At 66.4% G+C, this 18,463-nt stretch carries 24 protein-coding genes; 19 read left to right on the top strand and 5 right to left on the bottom strand.

The annotated features are described in order from the left end of the window. Positions 1 to 138: 138 nt before the first annotated feature. From lexA to KU884_RS04540, 7 genes are all read left to right on the top strand, one after another. Positions 139 to 759, top strand: coding sequence for a transcriptional repressor LexA (gene lexA / locus KU884_RS04570; protein WP_167781508.1), 621 nt, complete (start codon positions 139 to 141; stop codon positions 757 to 759). 55 nt (positions 760 to 814) lie between these two features. After that, on the top strand, positions 815 to 1,630 hold the full coding sequence (gene imuA, locus KU884_RS04565) for a translesion DNA synthesis-associated protein ImuA (RefSeq protein WP_167781507.1): 816 nt from the start codon (positions 815 to 817) through the stop codon (positions 1,628 to 1,630). Between the two features lie 91 nt (positions 1,631 to 1,721). After that, entirely contained in the window at positions 1,722 to 3,143 is a 1,422-nt protein-coding gene (locus tag KU884_RS04560) for a DNA polymerase Y family protein (protein ID WP_167781506.1), read from the top strand. Positions 3,144 to 3,224: 81 nt separating this feature from the next. Then, entirely contained in the window at positions 3,225 to 3,971 is a 747-nt protein-coding gene (locus KU884_RS04555; protein ID WP_167781505.1) for a glutamine ABC transporter substrate-binding protein, read from the top strand. 69 nt (positions 3,972 to 4,040) lie between these two features. After that, positions 4,041 to 4,697 (top strand): ABC transporter permease subunit, encoded by a 657-nt coding sequence (locus KU884_RS04550; protein WP_167781504.1) that lies wholly within the window; start codon positions 4,041 to 4,043, stop codon positions 4,695 to 4,697. Positions 4,698 to 4,699: 2 nt separating this feature from the next. Then, entirely contained in the window at positions 4,700 to 5,425 is a 726-nt protein-coding gene (locus KU884_RS04545; protein WP_167784113.1) for an amino acid ABC transporter ATP-binding protein, read from the top strand. A 71-nt stretch (positions 5,426 to 5,496) separates the two neighbouring features. Beyond that, on the top strand, positions 5,497 to 5,868 hold the full coding sequence (locus KU884_RS04540) for a DUF4870 domain-containing protein (protein WP_254432172.1): 372 nt from the start codon (positions 5,497 to 5,499) through the stop codon (positions 5,866 to 5,868). An 8-nt stretch (positions 5,869 to 5,876) separates the two neighbouring features. On the opposite strand, the gene KU884_RS04535 is transcribed toward KU884_RS04540, so the two are convergent. After that, entirely contained in the window at positions 5,877 to 6,167 is a 291-nt protein-coding gene (locus KU884_RS04535) for a SelT/SelW/SelH family protein (protein ID WP_167781502.1), read from the bottom strand. Between the two features lie 101 nt (positions 6,168 to 6,268). Between KU884_RS04535 and KU884_RS04530 the strand changes: the two genes are divergently transcribed. From KU884_RS04530 to KU884_RS04500, 7 genes are all read left to right on the top strand, one after another. After that, positions 6,269 to 6,529, top strand: coding sequence for a hypothetical protein (locus KU884_RS04530; protein ID WP_167781501.1), 261 nt, complete (start codon positions 6,269 to 6,271; stop codon positions 6,527 to 6,529). Beyond that, positions 6,526 to 6,897 (top strand): hypothetical protein, encoded by a 372-nt coding sequence (locus KU884_RS04525; RefSeq protein WP_167781500.1) that lies wholly within the window; start codon positions 6,526 to 6,528, stop codon positions 6,895 to 6,897. The genes KU884_RS04530 and KU884_RS04525 overlap by 4 nt, the downstream gene beginning before the upstream one ends. Positions 6,898 to 7,040: 143 nt before the next feature. Beyond that, entirely contained in the window at positions 7,041 to 7,619 is a 579-nt protein-coding gene (locus tag KU884_RS04520; protein WP_167781499.1) for a TetR/AcrR family transcriptional regulator, read from the top strand. Positions 7,620 to 7,759: 140 nt separating this feature from the next. After that, on the top strand, positions 7,760 to 8,119 hold the full coding sequence (locus KU884_RS04515) for a hypothetical protein (RefSeq protein WP_167781498.1): 360 nt from the start codon (positions 7,760 to 7,762) through the stop codon (positions 8,117 to 8,119). 61 nt (positions 8,120 to 8,180) lie between these two features. Beyond that, a complete protein-coding gene (locus KU884_RS04510; protein ID WP_167781497.1) occupies positions 8,181 to 9,233 on the top strand; it encodes an alpha/beta fold hydrolase in 1,053 nt (350 codons plus the stop codon). 168 nt (positions 9,234 to 9,401) lie between these two features. After that, complete coding sequence (locus KU884_RS04505) at positions 9,402 to 10,058, top strand: DUF1326 domain-containing protein (RefSeq protein ID WP_167781496.1); 657 nt, start codon at positions 9,402 to 9,404, stop codon at positions 10,056 to 10,058. Then, positions 10,055 to 10,840 carry a DUF2182 domain-containing protein gene (locus KU884_RS04500; protein ID WP_167781495.1) on the top strand — a complete coding sequence of 262 codons (786 nt, stop codon included), beginning with the start codon at positions 10,055 to 10,057 and terminating at the stop codon, positions 10,838 to 10,840. Before KU884_RS04505 ends, KU884_RS04500 begins: the two co-directional genes overlap by 4 nt. Before the next feature lie 31 nt (positions 10,841 to 10,871). On the opposite strand, the gene KU884_RS04495 is transcribed toward KU884_RS04500, so the two are convergent. Both KU884_RS04495 and KU884_RS04490 read right to left on the bottom strand, forming a co-directional pair. Beyond that, positions 10,872 to 12,266 carry an amidase gene (locus tag KU884_RS04495; RefSeq protein ID WP_167781494.1) on the bottom strand — a complete coding sequence of 465 codons (1,395 nt, stop codon included), beginning with the start codon at positions 12,264 to 12,266 and terminating at the stop codon, positions 10,872 to 10,874. A gap of 76 nt (positions 12,267 to 12,342) precedes the next feature. Continuing rightward, on the bottom strand, positions 12,343 to 12,816 hold the full coding sequence (locus KU884_RS04490; RefSeq protein WP_167781493.1) for a Crp/Fnr family transcriptional regulator: 474 nt from the start codon (positions 12,814 to 12,816) through the stop codon (positions 12,343 to 12,345). A 219-nt stretch (positions 12,817 to 13,035) separates the two neighbouring features. Between KU884_RS04490 and nthA the strand changes: the two genes are divergently transcribed. From nthA to KU884_RS04475, 3 genes are read left to right on the top strand one after another with little or no spacing between them, the layout of a single operon-like run. Further along, positions 13,036 to 13,665 (top strand): nitrile hydratase subunit alpha, encoded by a 630-nt coding sequence (nthA, locus tag KU884_RS04485; protein WP_167781492.1) that lies wholly within the window; start codon positions 13,036 to 13,038, stop codon positions 13,663 to 13,665. Next, entirely contained in the window at positions 13,662 to 14,312 is a 651-nt protein-coding gene (nthB, locus tag KU884_RS04480; protein WP_167781491.1) for a nitrile hydratase subunit beta, read from the top strand. Before nthA ends, nthB begins: the two co-directional genes overlap by 4 nt. Beyond that, a complete protein-coding gene (locus KU884_RS04475; RefSeq protein WP_167781490.1) occupies positions 14,302 to 14,646 on the top strand; it encodes a nitrile hydratase accessory protein in 345 nt (114 codons plus the stop codon). The genes nthB and KU884_RS04475 overlap by 11 nt, the downstream gene beginning before the upstream one ends. A gap of 4 nt (positions 14,647 to 14,650) precedes the next feature. Here the strand turns inward: KU884_RS04475 and KU884_RS04470 are convergent, their stop codons facing one another. Both KU884_RS04470 and KU884_RS04465 read right to left on the bottom strand, forming a co-directional pair. Beyond that, positions 14,651 to 15,088 (bottom strand): DUF488 family protein, encoded by a 438-nt coding sequence (locus KU884_RS04470; protein WP_167781489.1) that lies wholly within the window; start codon positions 15,086 to 15,088, stop codon positions 14,651 to 14,653. Continuing rightward, positions 15,088 to 15,708 (bottom strand): bifunctional 2-polyprenyl-6-hydroxyphenol methylase/3-demethylubiquinol 3-O-methyltransferase UbiG, encoded by a 621-nt coding sequence (locus KU884_RS04465; protein ID WP_254432240.1) that lies wholly within the window; start codon positions 15,706 to 15,708, stop codon positions 15,088 to 15,090. Before KU884_RS04465 ends, KU884_RS04470 begins: the two co-directional genes overlap by 1 nt. 164 nt (positions 15,709 to 15,872) lie before the next feature. Between KU884_RS04465 and KU884_RS04460 the strand changes: the two genes are divergently transcribed. Both KU884_RS04460 and KU884_RS04455 read left to right on the top strand, forming a co-directional pair. Continuing rightward, positions 15,873 to 17,756: a hypothetical protein gene (locus KU884_RS04460; RefSeq protein ID WP_167781487.1), complete on the top strand. Its 1,884-nt coding sequence runs from the start codon at positions 15,873 to 15,875 to the stop codon at positions 17,754 to 17,756. Positions 17,757 to 17,767: 11 nt separating this feature from the next. Continuing rightward, positions 17,768 to 18,448, top strand: coding sequence for a hypothetical protein (locus tag KU884_RS04455; protein ID WP_167781486.1), 681 nt, complete (start codon positions 17,768 to 17,770; stop codon positions 18,446 to 18,448). Positions 18,449 to 18,463: the final 15 nt, after the last annotated feature.

Genomic DNA, 18,463 nt, shown 5'->3' with positions numbered 1-18,463 from the left:
CAAGGAAACGCTGAACGATGCGCGAGTTTGCCGCGTCGCTGTTCGCAACCGCGGGGTGTGTTCACAAGAATCACACCCACTGGTATTGCATACAGCACTTAAGCTGTATAAATTACCAGTAACAAGGGAGGCAGACCCATGCACAAGCTTACCGACCGACAGCAGGAAATCCTTGAGCTCATCCGGAACTTCATCGCGGAGTCCGGCTTTCCGCCCACGCGGGCAGACATCACCAGAGCCCTCGGCTTCCGCTCCCCCAACGCCGCCGAGAGTCATCTCCGTGCGCTGGAGAAAAAGGGCGTCATCAGCCTACGCGCCGGCTCGTCCCGCGGCATCCGCCTGCTGAACGACAACGGCGACGAGCAGGACCCGGGGCTGCCGGTGATCGGCCAGGTCGCCGCCGGCAGCCCGGTGTTCGCCCAGGAACACGTGCGCGAACGCTGCCGTGTCGATCCGGGCATGTTCCGCCCGCGGGCGGACTATCTGCTCGCCGTGCAGGGCATGAGCATGCGTGACGCCGGCATCCTGGAGGACGACCTACTGGCCGTGCACCGCACCAGCGAGGCACGCAACGGCCAGATCGTCGTGGCCCGGTTGCAGGACGAGGTCACCGTCAAGCGCTTCCAGCGGGATGGTCACCACGTCCGGCTGCTGCCGGAAAACCCGGACTACACCCCCATCAACGTCGATTTGCGGACGGAACCGCTGGTCATTGAAGGACTCGGAGTCGGCCTCATTCGCAACGGCGAGGCACTCTGACCGGGCTGCTGCAGTCCGCCAGAGCCCCGCGATAACAACCGAGAGCGAGGGCGACATGAACAATGCACTGGATGACTTGCTGCGCGAACCGCGCATCTGGCGCGCCGGCGACACCAGCACCCACCAGGGCTGCCTGCCCAGCGGCTACGCTGAACTGGACGCCGCCCTGCCGGAAGGCGGCTGGTCCATGGGGGCACTGACGGAAATCCTCCATGCAAACCCCGGCATCGGCGAGCTGCGTCTGATCATGCCGGCTCTGGCCCGACTCAGTCGCGCCGGCCGCTGGATCGCCCTGGTGGCGCCACCACACATCCCCTACGCCCCGGCCCTGGCAGCCCAGGGCGTGGATCTCTCGCGCATCCTGCTGATTCACCCGCGTGCCGGCAGCGACACCCTCTGGGCCCTGGAGCAGGCCATGCGCTCCGGCAGTTGCGCCGCCGTCCTGGCATGGCCGCGCCAGGCGGACGAAAAGCAACTCCGCCGCCTGCAGCTGGCCGCCGAGGCCGGCAACTGCTGGGGGCTTCTGTTCCGCTCCGAGCAAGCCCGGCAGGAGCGCTCCCCCGCCGCCCTCAGGGTTCTCATGCACAGTCACGGCGACAGTGACACCCGACTGGATCTGGTCAAGGTCCGTGGCGGGCAACCGCATCATGGCCTGACACTGGACCTGAACAACCCGCGCACCCGCTCACTGCCGGTACCGGAACAGCGCGTGAGCGATGTCACCAGCTCCGGCACGGCCCGTGATCAATACCGGCCCTCACAGCAATCGCGCCAGCGCCCGTTCCAGGCAGAGCAGGTTCGCCCCCAGATGCGGCTGCCCCTGGAACCACCCCGGGGCCGGCGTCCGCAACCGGTGCATCCTCTGCACTGAAGGAAACGCTGAACACCCGTCGGGCCACTGGCATGCCGGTGGCCCGGTACCTTGACGGGCCACGATCTCCAACACGCGGGAGGCGACTCCCATGCTGTGGCTCGCCCTGCATCTGCCGCAGCTTCCCCTGGAAGCCCTGGGCCACCATGGCAACAGCGATGCTTCCGTGGCCGTCACCGAAAACCAGGTTGTCATCTGTTGCAATCAGTCTGCCCGCGGCAGCGGCGTGCAGCATGGTCAGCGCCCCACCGAAGCCCGGACTCTGGAACCGAACCTGCAACTGCTGGAGCGTCAGCGCCAGACCGAAGCGCGGACGTTACGCCACCTGGCGGACTGGGCCTATCAGTTCAGCAGCCATGTCAGCCCGCGAACACCGGACGGGTTACTGCTGGAGATCGGTGCCAGCACGCGCCTGTTCGGCGGCCTGGAGCCACTGATCCAGCACCTCGTCACCGCGCTGGATGCACTGGGCCACGCCCACCAGCACGGCATTGCGCCCACGCCTACCGCAGCCTGGCTGTTTGCACTGGCCGGTGAGGCGGCCCCGGTGGACGATCCTGCCACGCTTGCGGCGAGGCTGCAGCACCTGCCCTGCCGGGTTCTGGAGCTGTCCCCGCGTCAACAGCAGGCCCTGGCGGGGCTGGGCGTGCACTCTCTGGGCGACTGCCTGCAACTGCCCCGACGGGATCTGGCACGCCGGTTCGGCCGTGGATTGCTGCTCCAGCTGGAACACGCCCTCGGCGAGCGCCCGGAACCCCGTCCCGCACATCGCCCACCCCGGCGTTTCCATCGTCACCTGGACCTGCCTGCCGAGGCCCACGACACCGTCTCGCTGGGGTTCGCCCTGCAGCGTCTGCTCCGGGAACTGGCCGGTCTGCTCCGGGGACTCGAAGGCGGTGTCCAGCATCTGGGCCTGGAGCTGCACCACCTGCACCGGGATGCCAGCCGCATGGACATCGGCCTGCTCCGCCCCAGCCGCGATCCGGAACACCTGCTCTCGGTGTGCCAGCACCGTCTGGAACGCGAACAGCTGGCTGCCCCGGTCATCGCCCTGTGCCTGCGGGCGGACCGGATCCAGTCACTGCCACCACGGGATACCTCTCTAATGGTGGAATCGGACCAGCCGGAGCGTGATCAGCAACAGCTCAGTGAGCGCCTCGGTGCCCGCCTGGGCGAGCATGCGGTCACCGGCCTTGCCAGCGCAGCGGACCATCGACCAGAACATGCCTGGCGCCAGGACACCAGCGCTGCCGAGGAACAATTGCCACCCGTCGGCGAACGCCCCCTGTGGTTGCTGCCAACCCCCCTGCCCCTGGACAGCCCGCAGGGGCACCCCTGCTGGCACGGCCCACTGACCCTGGAGTGTGGCCCCGAGCGCATCGAGGGCGGATGGTGGGATGGTGCGGACATCAGCCGCGACTATTACCAGGCGCGCAACCCCCGGGGCAGCCGCATGTGGATCTTCCGGGAACGGCGGGAGCAGCGCTGGTTCCTGCACGGTTTCTTCGGGTAGCGTCCCTGCACCCGGGTTTGACAGCCCTCACCCCCCGCCCTAGTGTCAAAGGAAAGCCAGACAACAACGGAGGGCTCCGCCATGCGTCGTCTGCTTCTTTCCCTGTGCACCGGTTTCGCACTCTTCGCCTTCGCCGCCTCCAGCCATGCCGACCGGCTCACCATCGCCATCCCGTCCGGCTTCGTGCCGTTCATGTTCGAGGAGGACGGGGAATGGACCGGCTTCGAGATCGAGCTCTTGGAGGCCATCGCCGAAGAGAACGACTGGGAGTACGAGTACGACACCATGAACTTCTCCGGCATCATCTCCGCCTTGCAGACCGGCCGGGTGGACGGCGCCATCGCCGCCATCACCATCACCTCGGACCGGGAGGAGACCATGGATTTCTCCCACGCCTACTACGACAGCGGGCTGATGCTGATGGTCCGCGCCGACAACGACGATGTTCAGGGCATCGACGATCTGGACGGCAAAACCCTCGCCGTCACGACCGGCACCACCAGCGACGATTACGCCGAAGAAAACCTTCCGGACACGGAAATCACTCGTTTCCCCCGCGCCGAACAGGCCTATCTCGAAGTCCGCTCTGGCCGCGTGGACGCCGCCCTGCACGACACCCCCAACGTGCTCTACTACATCGACACCGCCGGCGATGGCGACGTCAAGGCCGTGGGCGAGAACCTGGAAGCGCAGTCCTACGCCATGGCCTTTCCGCGCAACAGCGAACTGCGCAACGACTTCAACATCAGCCTCCTCGGCATGATGGAAGACGGTCGTTACGCGGAACTCTACGAGCGCTGGTTCGGCGAGGCACCCAGCCCGCGCTGATTCCCCTCCCCCGCCGCCGGATTCCGGCGGCGGGTTGCCCTGATCCCGCTCTGCCAGGGAGGACACTCCATGGATTTCCGCTGGGACGTGGTCTGGAATGCCATGCCACAGATGGTGCAGGGTGCCCAGCTGACCGCCCAGATCACCCTGATCGGCATCGGTGGCGGCATGGTCATCGGCACCCTGTGCGGCCTCATTCTCGCCTTCCGGCTGCCGGTGATCCACTGGCTGGTGTTCGCCTACGTCTCGGTGATCCGTGGCACACCCATCGTGGTGCAGGCGATGTTCATCTACTTCGCCCTGCCGCTTGCCATGGACATCACCCTGTCGGGGTTCGCCGCCGCATCGCTGTGCCTGGCGCTGAACGCCGGCGCCTATATCACCGAGATTGTGCGCGGCGCGGTGCTGTCCATCGACAAGGGGCTCACCGACGCGGGCCTGGCCCTGGGGCTGTCTTACCCGCAGGTGCTGATAACGGTGGTCGGGCCACTGGCCTTCCGGCGCACTATTCCGCCGCTGGGCAACCAGTTCATCATCAGCCTCAAGGATTCCGCACTGTTCCTAGTCATCGGAGTCGCCGAGCTGGCCCAGCGCGGTGAACAGCTCACGGCACAGACCGGGCGGGCGCTGGAGATCTGGACCGCGGTGGCCGTGTTCTATCTGATCATGACCTTCACGCTGGCCATGATCATGCGCCTGATCGAACGGAGGATGACCATCCTGTGAGCCTGATTGTCTGCGACAAGCTAAACAAGCACTTCGGCGGCACGCCGGTGCTCCAGGACATCGATTTCGCCGTGGAGGCCGGCGAGGTGGTCGTCATCGTGGGGCCTTCCGGCTCCGGCAAATCAACCCTGCTGCGGTGTATCAACGTGCTGGAGCCCCTCAGCGGCGGCACCCTGGAGGTGGACGGCAAGCGCCTGGGGGCCCGCGGCACCAGTGCCCGCGCCATTCGCCAGGAGACCGGCATGGTGTTTCAGCAGTTCAACCTGTTCCCGCACATGACGGCGCGGGAGAACGTCATGCTCGGCCCGCGCAAGGTGCGCAGGCAATCCCGCAGCGAAGCGCGGGCTACCGCAGACCGGTTGCTGGAACGCGTAGGCCTGATCGAGTGGGCCGACCAGCGGCCCAATCAGCTCTCCGGCGGCCAACAGCAGCGCGTGGCCATTGCCCGCGCACTGGCGGTGAATCCGAAGGTGATGCTGTTCGACGAACCCACCTCGGCACTGGACCCGGAACTGCGCGGCGAGGTGCTCCAGGTGATGCAGGGTCTTGCCGGCGAAGGCATGACCATGCTCATCGTCACCCACGAGATGCGCTTTGCCGAGGCGGCAGCCCACCGTCTGATTTTCATGGACCAGGGGCGCATCGTCCACGACGGCCGGCCGGGGCCCATGTTCGCTGACCCACCTTCGGAGCGTTTCCGTGAATTCCTGGGGCATGTGAAGTCATAGGCATGCTGGCGAGCCAGGCGATCTTTGGGTACCGTGCGCCCGGACACCATGGACGAATCAGGAGTACAACCTTGGAAACCCCAGCCAGCACGGACACCCGCGAAGTCACCGGCACGCCCAACAAGACCTGGGTGATCGTCGTCTACGTGCTCTATCTGGTGGGCTACTTCACCGCCATCACCGCACTTGTCGGCGTCATCATGGCCTACGTGAAACGCCAGGAGGCAACTCCCGTTGAGCAGAGCCACCTGCAGTTCCAGATCCGCACCTTCTGGATCGGCCTACTGATGATTGTCGGCGGATCCATCCTTACCGCCATCGTGATCGGCGGCCTGGTCCTCCTCTTCTGGTTCGTCTGGACCCTGGTGCGCTGCATCAAGGGACTGATGCGCATCAATGAAGGCCGGGGCATCGACGAACCGACCAGCTGGCTGTTCGGCTGAGTGCCGCCTCAAGCGCCGCGGCGCTCCCGGTCCGCGTGCCCCAGATCCTTATCCGGCGCGATCACATCCCGCACGCGGCGCTTGAGCTCGGTGATCTCGGGAAAGCCACCGTCCTCCTTCCGGGACCAGACGCGACACTCGTTGGCATGGATCTCGAACACGCCCCCTGTGCCGGGGGACAGCACAATGCGCCCGATATCCCCATCGAAGGTCGTGAGCAGTTCCTGAGCCATCCACGTTGCCCGTAGCATCCAGCGGCAGCGGGTGCAGTAGGCAATCTCCACGACGTTCTCACTCATGCAATCAGTCCTCCGGTTCTGCAGTCAGTGGACCATGGTCGCCGGGCAGTGCACCACGTGCACACCCGCTGGCTGATGCAGCCCAACAGGAACCCCCGTACGTGTCCGTGCCCGTGATGCGCCATGATGACTTCCGAGTCCGGGTTGGCGCGAGCATGGTTGATGGTCACCCGGGCCGCTTTTCCCGACCGCTAGATCCGTTGCACCGTGACTTCCGGATCAGCCTTTATGTGGCAAGTACTTACGAACATCCCCGAATGGTGGATCAGGCGCAGATCCCTAGACTGATCATCAACGGCGAAAGGGATAAGCCCACGCCGCTGACGATCAACCACGACATGCTTGAAGGAGATTCACCATGATGATGCGCAACCTGATCACCGCCATCGCTCTTGCCGGCTTCGCCACCGGCGCCGCCGCCCTCGACAGCACCGAGCAGCGCCTGGTCGACTACGGCTTCATGCCGGAGCCGATCCAGCCCTCCCAGGTGGTCAACACCGTCGAGGTCTCCCACGGCAGCATCGGCATGGACCAGGCAGTCGCCCTGGGTTTTGCGCCGGCGGCCACCGAGGTGAAATACACGGGACGGTTCCACAAGCAGCCCAAACCAGAACTGACGGCCACGGACCAACGCCTTCAGGATCTCGGCTTCCAGGGAGAGTCCCTGACCTACCGGGCCATGCCCTCGGACCACGAGAGCCAGCAGATGGCGGAACGAACTGCACGGTAAGTGACAATCGCACACCACCTTCGGGAGGTCATGCCGGGGCGCCAGCGCTGACAAGCGTTGACGCCCCGGTCAGCGGTCTACCTTGCAGACCGCTGACCGGGGTCTACACTTTGTAGTAGACCGGTCGGTCAAATGGAGAAAGCATGACCACGACGACCAAAGACCAGCTCCTGGCGACGGGCATGGGCCTGCTGCTCCAGCGCGGATACAACGACCTCGGTATACAGGCGATCCTGAAAGCCACCGGAACGCCCAAGGGCTCGTTCTATTACCACTTCCGCAGCAAGGAAGACTTCGCGCTCCAGGCCATCGACCGCTACATGGCCGAAGTCCATCAGGGCCTGGACGGCGCCTTGACGGATGCCTCCTTGACCCCGCTTGAGCGCGTCCGGCGCTTCTTCGAGATCTCGCGGGACAAGTACGGCCAGGATGGCCATCTGGGCTGCATGCTGGGCGGTCTGGGACAGGAGATGTCCGGCATCAGCGAGGGCTTCGCGCGCAGGATCGAGCAGTGTTTCTCCGAAATCGCCGGGCGCCTCGCCGCCTGCCTGGCCGAGGCCCGTGATCGCGGGGAACTGGCTGCCGACGCGGACCCACGGGAAATGGCTGAACTGTTGCTCAACTGCTGGGAGGGCGCCGCCCTGCGCAGCCGTCTGCGCAGGGACCCTCGCCCCCTGGATGACATGCTGGATTTCTATTTCTCCCGCGCTCGCTCGGCCTGAGGTCGCTGCAGCGCCGCCGGGCCCCGCGCATAACGGGGCAGCCCGCCGGGCCCGGCACAGCATGGCTGCCCCCGTGTGGCCGGCATGCGTGTTGGCCGCACGAATCATTGCAGCGAGATGTCACGAGAGGGGACACAGTCATGATGGAACTCCATTTGCGCTCTGTTGACGGGGATCGGCTGGTGCCGGTGAATCTGGGTGGGCTTGCGCTGTCGGTGCGCGGCGAGCTGTCGTTCCAGAAAGAGACCGGGGCGATGCCGGACAAGATCCGGACCATCGACGGTGATCGTGGACCGGCGGTGATCGTGCGCTGCGCCGATCGCCGGGACGCCATGCAGTGTCTGGAATTCGCGGCGCGTCACGGGCTGCTGGTCACCATGACGAACGACCGCAGAGACCCACGCTCCTGGGACGGCTGCGCCCAGGGAATCGCCGTGGACCTCTCGGCAATGTCGCGCAAGGGGGCCCGGCACCTGGCCCAGACGGACACCGCCGGGTAGCCGGCAGTCACGCCCTGGGCTCGGCTGCCGCCGCGCTCTGACCGGAAGGAGAGGCGGAACCATGAACGTTGCGCCGACGGTACGCTTCTGTCGTCTGCACAACGGCTCCAGCGTGGCCTATGCCTCGATGGGCTCCGGCAGACCCCTGGTGATGCTGCCTGGATGGCTGTGTCATGTCCGCGAGCTATGGAGCCACCCGGCGGCGGCAAGCGCCAGGGCGCGCCTGTCCCGGCACCACCGTTTCCTCTGGTACGACCGTCTGGGCTGCGGCCTGTCGGACCGGCGCGGCTTCGAGTTGTCCGTGGATAACGATGTGGCGCAACTCGAGGCCGTTCTGGACGCCGCCGGCATCGAGCGGGCCAGCCTCATCGGCTACTCGTTCGGTGCCGGCCCGGCCGCCGTGTTCGCCGCCCGCCATCCCGAGCGGGTTCATCGCCTGATCCTGTATTCCGCCTTCGCCCGTGGCACCGCCGTCACCACTCCCGAGCGCTTCGAGGCCCTCAAGCACCTGGTCCGCATGCACTGGGGGCTGGGCTCCAGGGCGCTGGCGGCGATGATCGTGCCCACCGGGAGCTCCCGGGACATTGAATGGTTCACCCGCTTCCAGCAGGTCGCGGCGAGTGCTGCCATGGCAGAGGCGCTCCTGGACCACATCCAGTCCATGGATGTTCGCGCCTGGCTCCCCGAGGTCCACACACCCACGATGGTTCTGCATCACCGGGACGACCACGCCGTGCCGTTGAGCGCCGGCCAGGAGGTCGCCGCGCTGTTGCCCGACTGCGCGTTCCGGGTGCTGCAGGGCAACGAGCACGATCCCTTTATCCGTGACTCCGGCGCGGTGGTAGAGACGCTGCTCGGCTTCCTGTCCGGACGCAGCAACGGCACTCCGGCACGGCAATCCAAGGCGCCTGCGGCCCTGAGCCGGCGGGAGCGCGAGGTTCTCGCGCTGATCGCGGAAGGCATGTCCAACAAGGCCATTTCCACGGCACTCGAGATCAGCACCGGCACAGTGGAGCGTCACGCCTGCAACATCTACGGCAAGCTCGGCGTCCGCTGCCGGGCGGAGGCGGTCCGCACGGCGCTGTCCATGAACCTCTCCTCGCCGGCCCCCTAGTCGCCCCCGGCCAGGTACGTGCCACGCCTGCGGGAAGGCGTGCCCTGCGCCCGCGACGACCCCACTACAGGATTTCCGATAGTGCCTCCTGACGGTTCTCCGGGATGCGGCAGCGACCACCTCGATCCATGCTGACGCCGAACCTACCGGACAAGGGAGAACCACACCATGAACGAGCCGCTGGACAGCAGAGAAACGCCGGCCGGCGACGGCACTGGCTACACCCTGGAAGGCACCATGCTGGAGATCTGCTCCTGCGGATCACCCTGTCCCTGCTTCATCGGCGAGGACCCCCATGGCGGCGAATGCTTCGGCGTGATCGCCTTTCACCTGGAGCACGGTCGCATCGGGGACGTGGACGTCTCCGGACGCACCGTGGTGAACATCGCCCACATCCCGGGCAATGCGCTGAGCGGCGGATGGCGTTCGGTGCTGGTGGTGGACGACGGCGCCGCCGACGTGCAGTACGACGCCCTGGTGAACGCTTTCTCCGGCCGGCTCGGCGGCGGGCTCGCCGACCTGGCCGGCCTGGTGGGTGAGCTCGTGGATGTCAGGCGCGCGACCGTGCGACACGCGGTGGACAACGCGGACGGCCGGTTCGAGGTGGAAGGCATTGTCGAGGCGCAACTGCAACCCATCCAGTCGTCCCCGGACGGCACCACTGCCACCCTCTACGACAGCGCCTTCACCACGGTCAAGGGCGCCCCGGCCTACCTGGGCAAATCCCGGCACTATCGCGTCACTCTGCCCGATGCGGACATGAACTGGTCCTTCGAGGGCCGCAACACCATTCAGACGGCCTGGCGCATGGAGCATGCGGGATGAATGCGGTAGCGGACGCCGGACAACAGTGGCGGGTCTCGCCGGTGGTGGCTGCCGCCATCGCCGTGGCCTGGGGGCTCGCGCTTGCCGCGGAGTACACCGGGCGGGTGCAGTGGATTCATCACCACCACCTGATGACGGATCACATGAGCCCCCTGGGCAGCCTTGCTCTGTTCCTGCTCGCCTGGCAGGTCCACATCGCGGCCATGATGCTGCCGTCAACCCTGCCCATGATCGGCTTGTTCCGGCGGGCATCGGCCCGCCAGCCGCACCCGGCGCTGCCGCGGGCCGCCTTCCTGGGCGGCTACCTGGTGGTCTGGACGGGGTTTGGCGTGGCGGCCGTCCTCGGAGACGCCCTGGCCCACGCCGTGCTCCATCATCAGCCGACGGGCGGGGGAAATCCCGGCCTGCTGGCCGGCGGGGTCATTATTCTTGCAGGCGCGTTCCAGTTCTCCTCGCTGAAGGACCGCTGCATGGAGCAGTGCCGTCATCCGGCGGCGTTCATCACCCGTCACTACCGCCAGGGCGTTGCCGGCGGATTCAGCCTCGGTCTGCGCCACGGCCTGTTCTGTCTCGGTTGCTGCTGGGCGCTGATGCTGATCATGTTCGTAGTGGGCATCGCGAACCTGGCGTGGATGGTTCCCCTGGCCCTGCTCATGCTCTACGAGAAGCTCGGCCCCGGCGGCGACCGCATGGTGCGTCCGGTGGGAGTCATGCTGATCCTCCTCGGCGTTGCAGTGATAGTGGAACCGCGACTGGCGATGCTCCTCGGCATGTCCCACTGAAGCGCACGGTCTGCGGGGCGTGCGGTGCCGTTTACAGGGGGTATCCCGGGAGGTCGGCACCCCGGCCCAGCACACCCTCCAGACTGGCGCCAAGGCGCAGCAGGTGTGCCTCCTGCCATGGCTCAGCCAGCAGTTGCAGGCCCACGGGCATGCCGGCGGCGTCCACACCCACCGGCATGGTCAGCCCGCACAGCCCCATGAAATTGGCCACCACGGTGTTGCGCAGGGCGAGCACGTTGTGGCGGGCGTAATCGTCCGTATTCGCCACTTCGTCCACCCGTGGTGGCGTCACTGCGACAGTCGGGGTGATCAGGGCGTCCACATCCGCAAGCGCCCGGGCAGCATCCCGGCTCATGGCCTCGAGACGCTGCCGCCGCTGGATGTAGGCCGTGGCCGGCAACGCTTCCGCGGCCCGAATGCGGGCGACAACAACGGGATCCAGCGTCTGCAGATGCGACGGGCTCTCCTGCTCCAGGAACGCGGCCAGTTCCGGGGCCGCGAGCCCACCTGCCCGCAGAAGATCGAAGGCCTCGCCGGTATGCGGCAATTCCAGCGGCACCAGGGACACGCCGGCGTGTTCCAGTGTCGTGACAGCCGCTTCCACCGCCGCGACAACCCCGGGGCTGCAATCCTCCCAGAAGAATGTCCTGGGAACACCCAGCCGGATGGCCCGGGGTTCCGGCCCCGATGGCTGCTCCGGGCCTGCGGGACCACCAGTGAGGGCATGAAAACCGAAGGCAAGATCAGCCACGTCGCGGGCAAGAAGACCGGGCGTATCCAGGCTTGGCGACAGAGGCACGATGCCGTCGATGGAGAACAGGCCACGGGTGGTCTTGAGACCGGCAACCCCGGTCATGGCTGCCGGCACACGCACGGAGCCGGCCGTATCCGTCCCCAGGGCAAGGCGGGCGCTTCCCTGCAGCAAAGACACACCTGCCCCGGAACTTGATCCGCCGGGCACTCGATGTGCCTGCCGGTCCCAGGGGTTGCGTGGCGTTCCCCAGTGCACATTGACTCCCAAACCGCCGAAGGCGAATTCAACGGTGTGCGTCTTGCCCATGATCACGGCCAGCTGGCCCAGTAACCGCTGCACCAAGGGGCCGGGAGCTTCCCAGCGTTCCGGCATGGGGGCCGGTGACCCGGCGTAGGTCCGGAAACCGGGCACACCGTAGAGTTCCTTCACCGACACCGGCAGCCCCATCAGGGGGCCGGTGTCGCGCCCCTGGGCCAGGAGGCCGTCCACATGCTCGGCCAGCGCCAGGCCCTGATGACCGCTCCACGCGAAGTATGCCTGGTCGCGATCCTCGGTGGCGTCGTGTCCCGCGACGGCGCCTTGTACCAGTTCACGAACCGAGAGACGGCCAGCCCGGAGAGCAGCATGAAGGCCCGTGAGCGATAGCGTGTCCGGATTGCTGATTGCCGCCATGAAGGCAATCTATCAGAGACCACGCACCCCCGTCCCCACCCGCCGAACGCACCGGGGACGGAAGTGCCCCACCGGATCATGCAAACCCGGGCGGATTCCACTCGTCCATCATGCGTCGCCGAGCAGCTTCCAGACGCTCGGACATGAGGGCGGAAAAGCGCTTGAGTAGCGCATATCCGAAATCGGGGTTCTCTTCGCAATGCGCGAGAATGGCGGCACCATCGAACGCCAGCACCTCGGTGTCCTCCTCGGCGCGGGCCTGGAAGGTCCACCTGTAGGGAGAGATTAACCAGGACCACCCCAGGACCTGTCCCTGCCCCAGCCGCTGAATCTCCAGTGACGGGCCCGTGATTGCGGGGATCTCCACCAGGATTTCGCCGCCAAGAAGCATGTAGAACGCATCCGCAGCGTCACCCTGGCGGAAGAGTAAGTTGCCTTTCGGCAGGACCTGCCGGGTGGCATGACTGCCAAGATACTGCAGTACCGGTTCGTCCAGACCGGCGAAGAACGGCTCGTTCCGGATCTCGGCGGTGATCTCTGCGTTGCTCATGGCGCGACTCCTGGTGCCCGGCCACGCGGTTACCCGGCTGGCAGACACACGAGAGACGGAGCGAAACCGGGCCTGCTGCCTCTGAGTATGGACTCTGTGCGCCCGCTCGCCAGTCCGCTACCGAAGGATACCTGTGTGCCTAAAGCCCGACTTTCCAGTTCTGGACATCGCCACCAGACGCGTTATTGTCAACGCAGGATGCCAACGAGGAGCCTCCCCATGGGTGACGATCACCACCACGATCACAGTCACGTGCCGCCGGAGCCGGCCCTGCGGGTCCAGGCCCTGGAGTCCCTCCTCACCCGCAAGGGGCTGGTGGATCCCGGCGCACTGGAAGCCATTATCGAGACCTATTCCAACGAAGTGGGCCCCCGCAACGGGGCTCGGGTGGTGGCCCGCTCCTGGGTGGATCCGGACTACCGTCAGTGGTTGCTGGATGACGCCACCGCGGCCATCGCCCACCTGGGCTACCAGGGGCGCCAGGGCGAGCACATGGTGGCGCTGCAGAACACCGACCAGGTGCACAACCTGGTGGTCTGCACGCTGTGCTCCTGCTATCCGTGGACCGTGCTGGGGATTCCGCCCACCTGGTACAAGTCCGAGGCCTACCGGGCCCGCGCGGTCCGGGAACCACGCGCGGTGCTGGCCGAATTCGGCGTAGAGCTGGACGACAGCACCGAGGTGCGGCTCTGGGACAGCACCGCGGAGATCCGCTACCTGGTCATCCCGCAACGGCCGGCCGGGACCGAGGGCTGGAGCGAAGAGGCGCTGGTGGACCTGGTCACCCGGGATTCCATGGTCGGCGCCGGGCTGGCCCGGGGCCCTGAGGACATCGGAGGTGCCGCATGAACGGCGCACACGATCTGGGCGGCATGCACGGCTTCGGCCCCGTGCCGGACAAGGCGGACGATCACCCCCACCCCGAGTGGTACAACCGCGCCATGGCGATGACCGTGGTCATGGCCGCCTGGGGGCGCTGGAACATCGATGCCAGCCGCCGTGCACGGGAGGACATGCACCCGGCGCAGTACCTGCGCTACGGCTACTATGAGCGCTGGATCGACGCCCTGGAGCGTCTCATGCTCGAAACCGGCCTGGTCACGGAGGAGGAACTGCGCAGCGGCGAACCCCGGGGTGAGCCCCTGACCCCGCCGGTGGACGCCGACGGCGCGCGAGCAATGCTCCGACGCGGAGGACCTACCGAGCGCGACGCGCCAACCACGCCCCGGTTCCGCGTGGGAGACCGGGTCACGACGGCCAATGAGCACCCGACCGGGCACACGCGGCTGCCCCGCTACGCCCGTGGGCGCACCGGCGTGGTGCTCCGCCATCATGGCGGCCATGTCCTGCCGGATACCAACGCGCACTACCAGGGGGAGAACCCCGAACACCTGTACACGGTGCAGTTCCTCGCCCGGGATCTCTGGGGAAGTGACGCCCTGGAAGGCGACACGGTCATGCTGGATCTGTGGGAGAGCTACCTCAATGCACGGTGACGAACAACCGTGCTTCGAGGCCCCGTGGCAGGCCCAGGCGTTTGCTCTTGCCGTGCACCTTAACGAGCGCGGCATGTTCACCTGGAGCGAGTGGGCGGAGGCCCTTGCCGCTCAGCGCCGGCGCTCCGGCGAGGCGGGGATCGCGGACCGGCCGGAACAGTACTACCTGGACTGGCTGCAGGCCCTGGAGCATCTGCTCATCCAGCGCGACCCGGCCACAGCGGACGAGTTACGGGCGTTTCGGGAGGCCTGGGTTGCCGCCTACGAGGCAACGCCACACGGCCATCCGGTGCACCTGGACAAGGGATTCGAAGTCCTCGCGCAGTCGGAATAACGCCTTAAGGCTGCAGATGGACAGGCTCCAGCCCGGTTCGTCGCCCAATCTCCCGGGCCACCGTACCGCGGTGGCAGATGGCCACATCCCGCTCGTAGCACATGAGCGCGACGCTGCTGTCCGCCAGATCACTCACCAGACCGTCGACGCGGTCACTCCGCGTGGCCAGATGGGCTTCGTATGCCTGGAAGAATGTCGCGTAGTCCCCACCGGCCTTGACCGCATCCCGGATGGGTTTCGGGGCCCCCAGGGCACCCTCGTGCCGGTACTCAATGCCACTTGCCGCCAGAGCGTCGGCGAGCTGTCGCCGGGAGAAACCCGCGCGCCGGGACACCGGGGCCTGGCGGACGTCCACCAGGACATCGATGCCGGCCACCTGCAACGCCTGCAGGAACGCCTCCATGGTCGCCCGTTCGTAGCCGATCGTGACCAGCCGCTGCATCACTCTGCCCCGGCGCCCTCCATGGGCGAAGCCACCGCCAGACACGACAGCCTGGGTCCATGCCGCGACAATATCGTGAATTCCTCCATTCCCATTCCTCCCGCGCGGATCTGCGCCCGGAAATCGTCGGTGTAGGTCACGCGACCGAAATCAATGCTGGTAAAGCGTCTCAGCATGGGCTTGAGCGTCTCCATCCACGGCGAGCGGTTTTCCTGAATGGTCTGGGTGAAGTAGATGCGTCCACCGGGGTTCAGGAGCGTGCAGCAATGGCGCAGGGCACGCTCGGGTTCCGGCAGGAGCATGAAACTGGCCGAGAAGTACACCGCATCGTAGGGGCCGCCGGCATGGTCGTAGACGGATTCCCGGCGCACTTCCACCCGCTCCCGCAGACTGGAGTCGCGGAGTCTTCCCCGGGCGCTGTCGATGTAGTCCGCGTCGATGTCGATGCCGGTAATCCGCAAGCGCTTGCGCTCCACCAGGTCGGCATTGGCCAGCAGCGCACCGGCGGTACCAACCCCCACATCCAGCAGGGCAGCACCCTCGGGCACACGCTCAAGCACCTGCGCGTACCACCGCGAGGTGAGCTTGAGGACCAGGGTGTCGTAAATCAGGCTTCGGATGACGGGCTCCGGATCAGCGGCGTTCGAGCAGCCATGGTACCAGTCGCGCCCGTCCACCGGTGGATGGAAACCACGAACTGCATCGCCGCATTCGTTACTCATCGATTTTGTCCGGACGGGGTTATCTTGCCACCCCGGAACTGATCCGCTAGGATTTTTGGCGAATGCGCGGGCAGGGGCATGCCCGCGGGCGCAATGGATGCGCCCCACGGACGGAACAACGCAAGGCACGACTCATGGACGAGTACTTCCCGATTTCCCACCTGGCCCATACTGAAGGCGGTCCCGTTGGCTACGAGACCAGCCGGGTGCTCTACGTGTTCACGGGCGCCTTGTTCCGGCCCACGTTCATGATGATCATGCGCCGCACGGCGCTGGAGCGGGAGGATCTCCTCCCGCTGATCCGGCGCATGCCGCGCCGGCTGCAGGTGCGGCTGGTGGAGCGCTTCGGCGATGTGCCCACCGCCGGGGAGTGGTCCGGCCAGGCGCTGCGCAGTCGCCTGGAGAAGCTGTTCCTGCGGGCACGCATCAAGATCTACGCCTTCGACCCCGCCGAGCGCGGGCGGTTGTTCAACCCGGACGATGTGCTCTTCGAAGTGCCCGAGACGGTGGACGGCGACCTCGTCCCCTTGAGCGGGCGGGATGACGCGCTGCACCTGCAGCGCCTGGAGCTCGCCCGGGAGCTGGGCGGGATTCTCCGGCAGCGCTGGCTCAGCCGCGACGCCGCCGACTCCGCGTTCTACCAGAGTCCGGTCTGGCAACAGCACCTCATCGTCACCGGCGCGTTCTTCCACGCCGCCGGGAGTGCCGCAGTGTCGGTGGGCGAGGATCTCTGGGCGTTCGGTGAGCAGGTGACCAGCGCCGCCGCGGAGCTTCCCGCCCGGGTGCGGGAGGCGGTCAGCGATCTACCGGAGCTCGGCAGCGTCGTGATCGAGCGCAGTGCCGACGCCGTGGCATCCGGCTGGCAGCTCGCCCACGACCTCGGCGAGCGGCTCACCGAGGCCTCCTGGGAGGATATCAAGCACCGCCTCACACAGCTCGGTCTCACCGTCCAGGGCGGTATCGACCGGGCCATGGCGCTATTGCGCCGGGGGCGCGAGGCGCTGGAAGCGCTGCTCGCCGACAGCGCCACCCGGGAGCTGCTGTGGGACTTCCTCATCGGCTGGAAGGAGTCCATCTCCGAGTTCGACCGGCGCACCTGGCTGCTGCGTGGCGGCGCCACGGTGGCGGTGGTCATCGGCGCCGAGGTAATCATCGGCCTGGGCCTGGCGCTCACCGGCGCGGGCATCGCGGTGGTCGCCGCCCGCGCCTCCCGGCGCATCGGCCAGTTCACCCGCCGCGCCATCGAGGTCATGGCAGAGATCGTCCAGCTCCTGCGCCGCACGGGCGACCGCCGCCGGCCGGACGACCGCCGCCGCGATGATCCCGAGATCGGCCGCGACGGCCGCTCCGTACCACCCGCGCAACCTGGGCCGACCCCGCACCCGGGACTACACAATAGCGACATGCGCCCGGACGTCGAGGATGACTCGTTCCGGACCCAGCGTGAGCTCGATATGGAGAATCTCTCTCAGACGGATCAACGAGCTTCGAACCAACTATATGAACAAGGTTGGGAAGACGGGAAGGTCAGAGAGGTCCTCGAATCCGGAACCAACGCCCGAACGGAGCCCTTGCAGCCGGGTGATCGGGCGTACGGTTTCAACTCCCACGGCCGGGACCGGGATCTGGGCAACTCCGCCTATTTGCTCGACGAGGCGGGGTTCCGGGACGTCCAGGAGCGGTTCCACCGCGACGGTCACTGGGACCGGGAGGGCGTCAAGAACCACCTGGCACTCCCTTGTTTCAACCGCGCCGACCAGATCGACATCCTGGAGGTCATCCAGCCCACGGCGGCGGTCAAGGCGGATATCGGCCCGGCCACTGAGCTGCTCCAGTACCATGACCCGACCAGTGGCTACACCACGAACCTCATGCGCAAGACCATGCCGGGGGGTGGCACCCAGGTGACCATCGACCAGAATGCGTTGAAAGTGCTCGAACCCTGACGGACATCCCAATGCCTGATACCGAAGAACAACGCCTGGACATCATCGAGAACTGCGACGTTCTGCTGAATACGGTGCTCAAGCCGTTCGAGAAAGTGGATAGCACTCCCGAAGGGCGGATGGTGGCCCAACTCCACTGGCTCAGGGAGCGTGCGGAGAACCACGACTTGCCGCTTCCGGTTGAGAAAGGCTGGCTTGGGACACTGCTGCGTGTGTATGTCGAAGGCTGGATCAACTGGACGGCCAGCGCCCGGGATCGGGTGCATGAGGAAATCGAAGTGCCCATGTCCAGATTGGTCTATCTCACCCGCGAGGGCCGACTGCTGCTCAAGCCCGCATACTACCCCTACGCCATCCGGTGCGCGACTGCTCTGATCCGGCTGTTAAACGAAACTCCAAGGTCTCTCGACCCGAATGAACAGGCGGCGATCAGCGAGGTAAAAACACTGCGAGAGCGTCTTGAGCGCGGCGGAATTGAACCTCCGATCTTGCACTACTTTCCAGAGTTTCCCGGCATCAGGCGTGTCTACAAACCTTTCGGCAGCTGTATCGATGATCTCCCTAACGGCTTCTGGCTGATCAAAACGGTCGCCAACGCCTTCTTCAACGGCATCCGCCCCGACACCTGGCTGACCCCGGAGGATGCCGAGAGCGAAGTGGCGGCCGTGGAGCGCGCCCTGGACGCCGCCTGACCTGAGCGGGCCAGG

The sequence above is a fragment of the Aquisalimonas sp. 2447 genome, from assembly GCF_012044895.1.
Lineage (GTDB): Bacteria > Pseudomonadota > Gammaproteobacteria > Nitrococcales > Aquisalimonadaceae > Aquisalimonas.
Note: the sequence above shows the minus strand (reverse complement) of the source record. Positions and strands in the feature narration are given on the sequence as shown.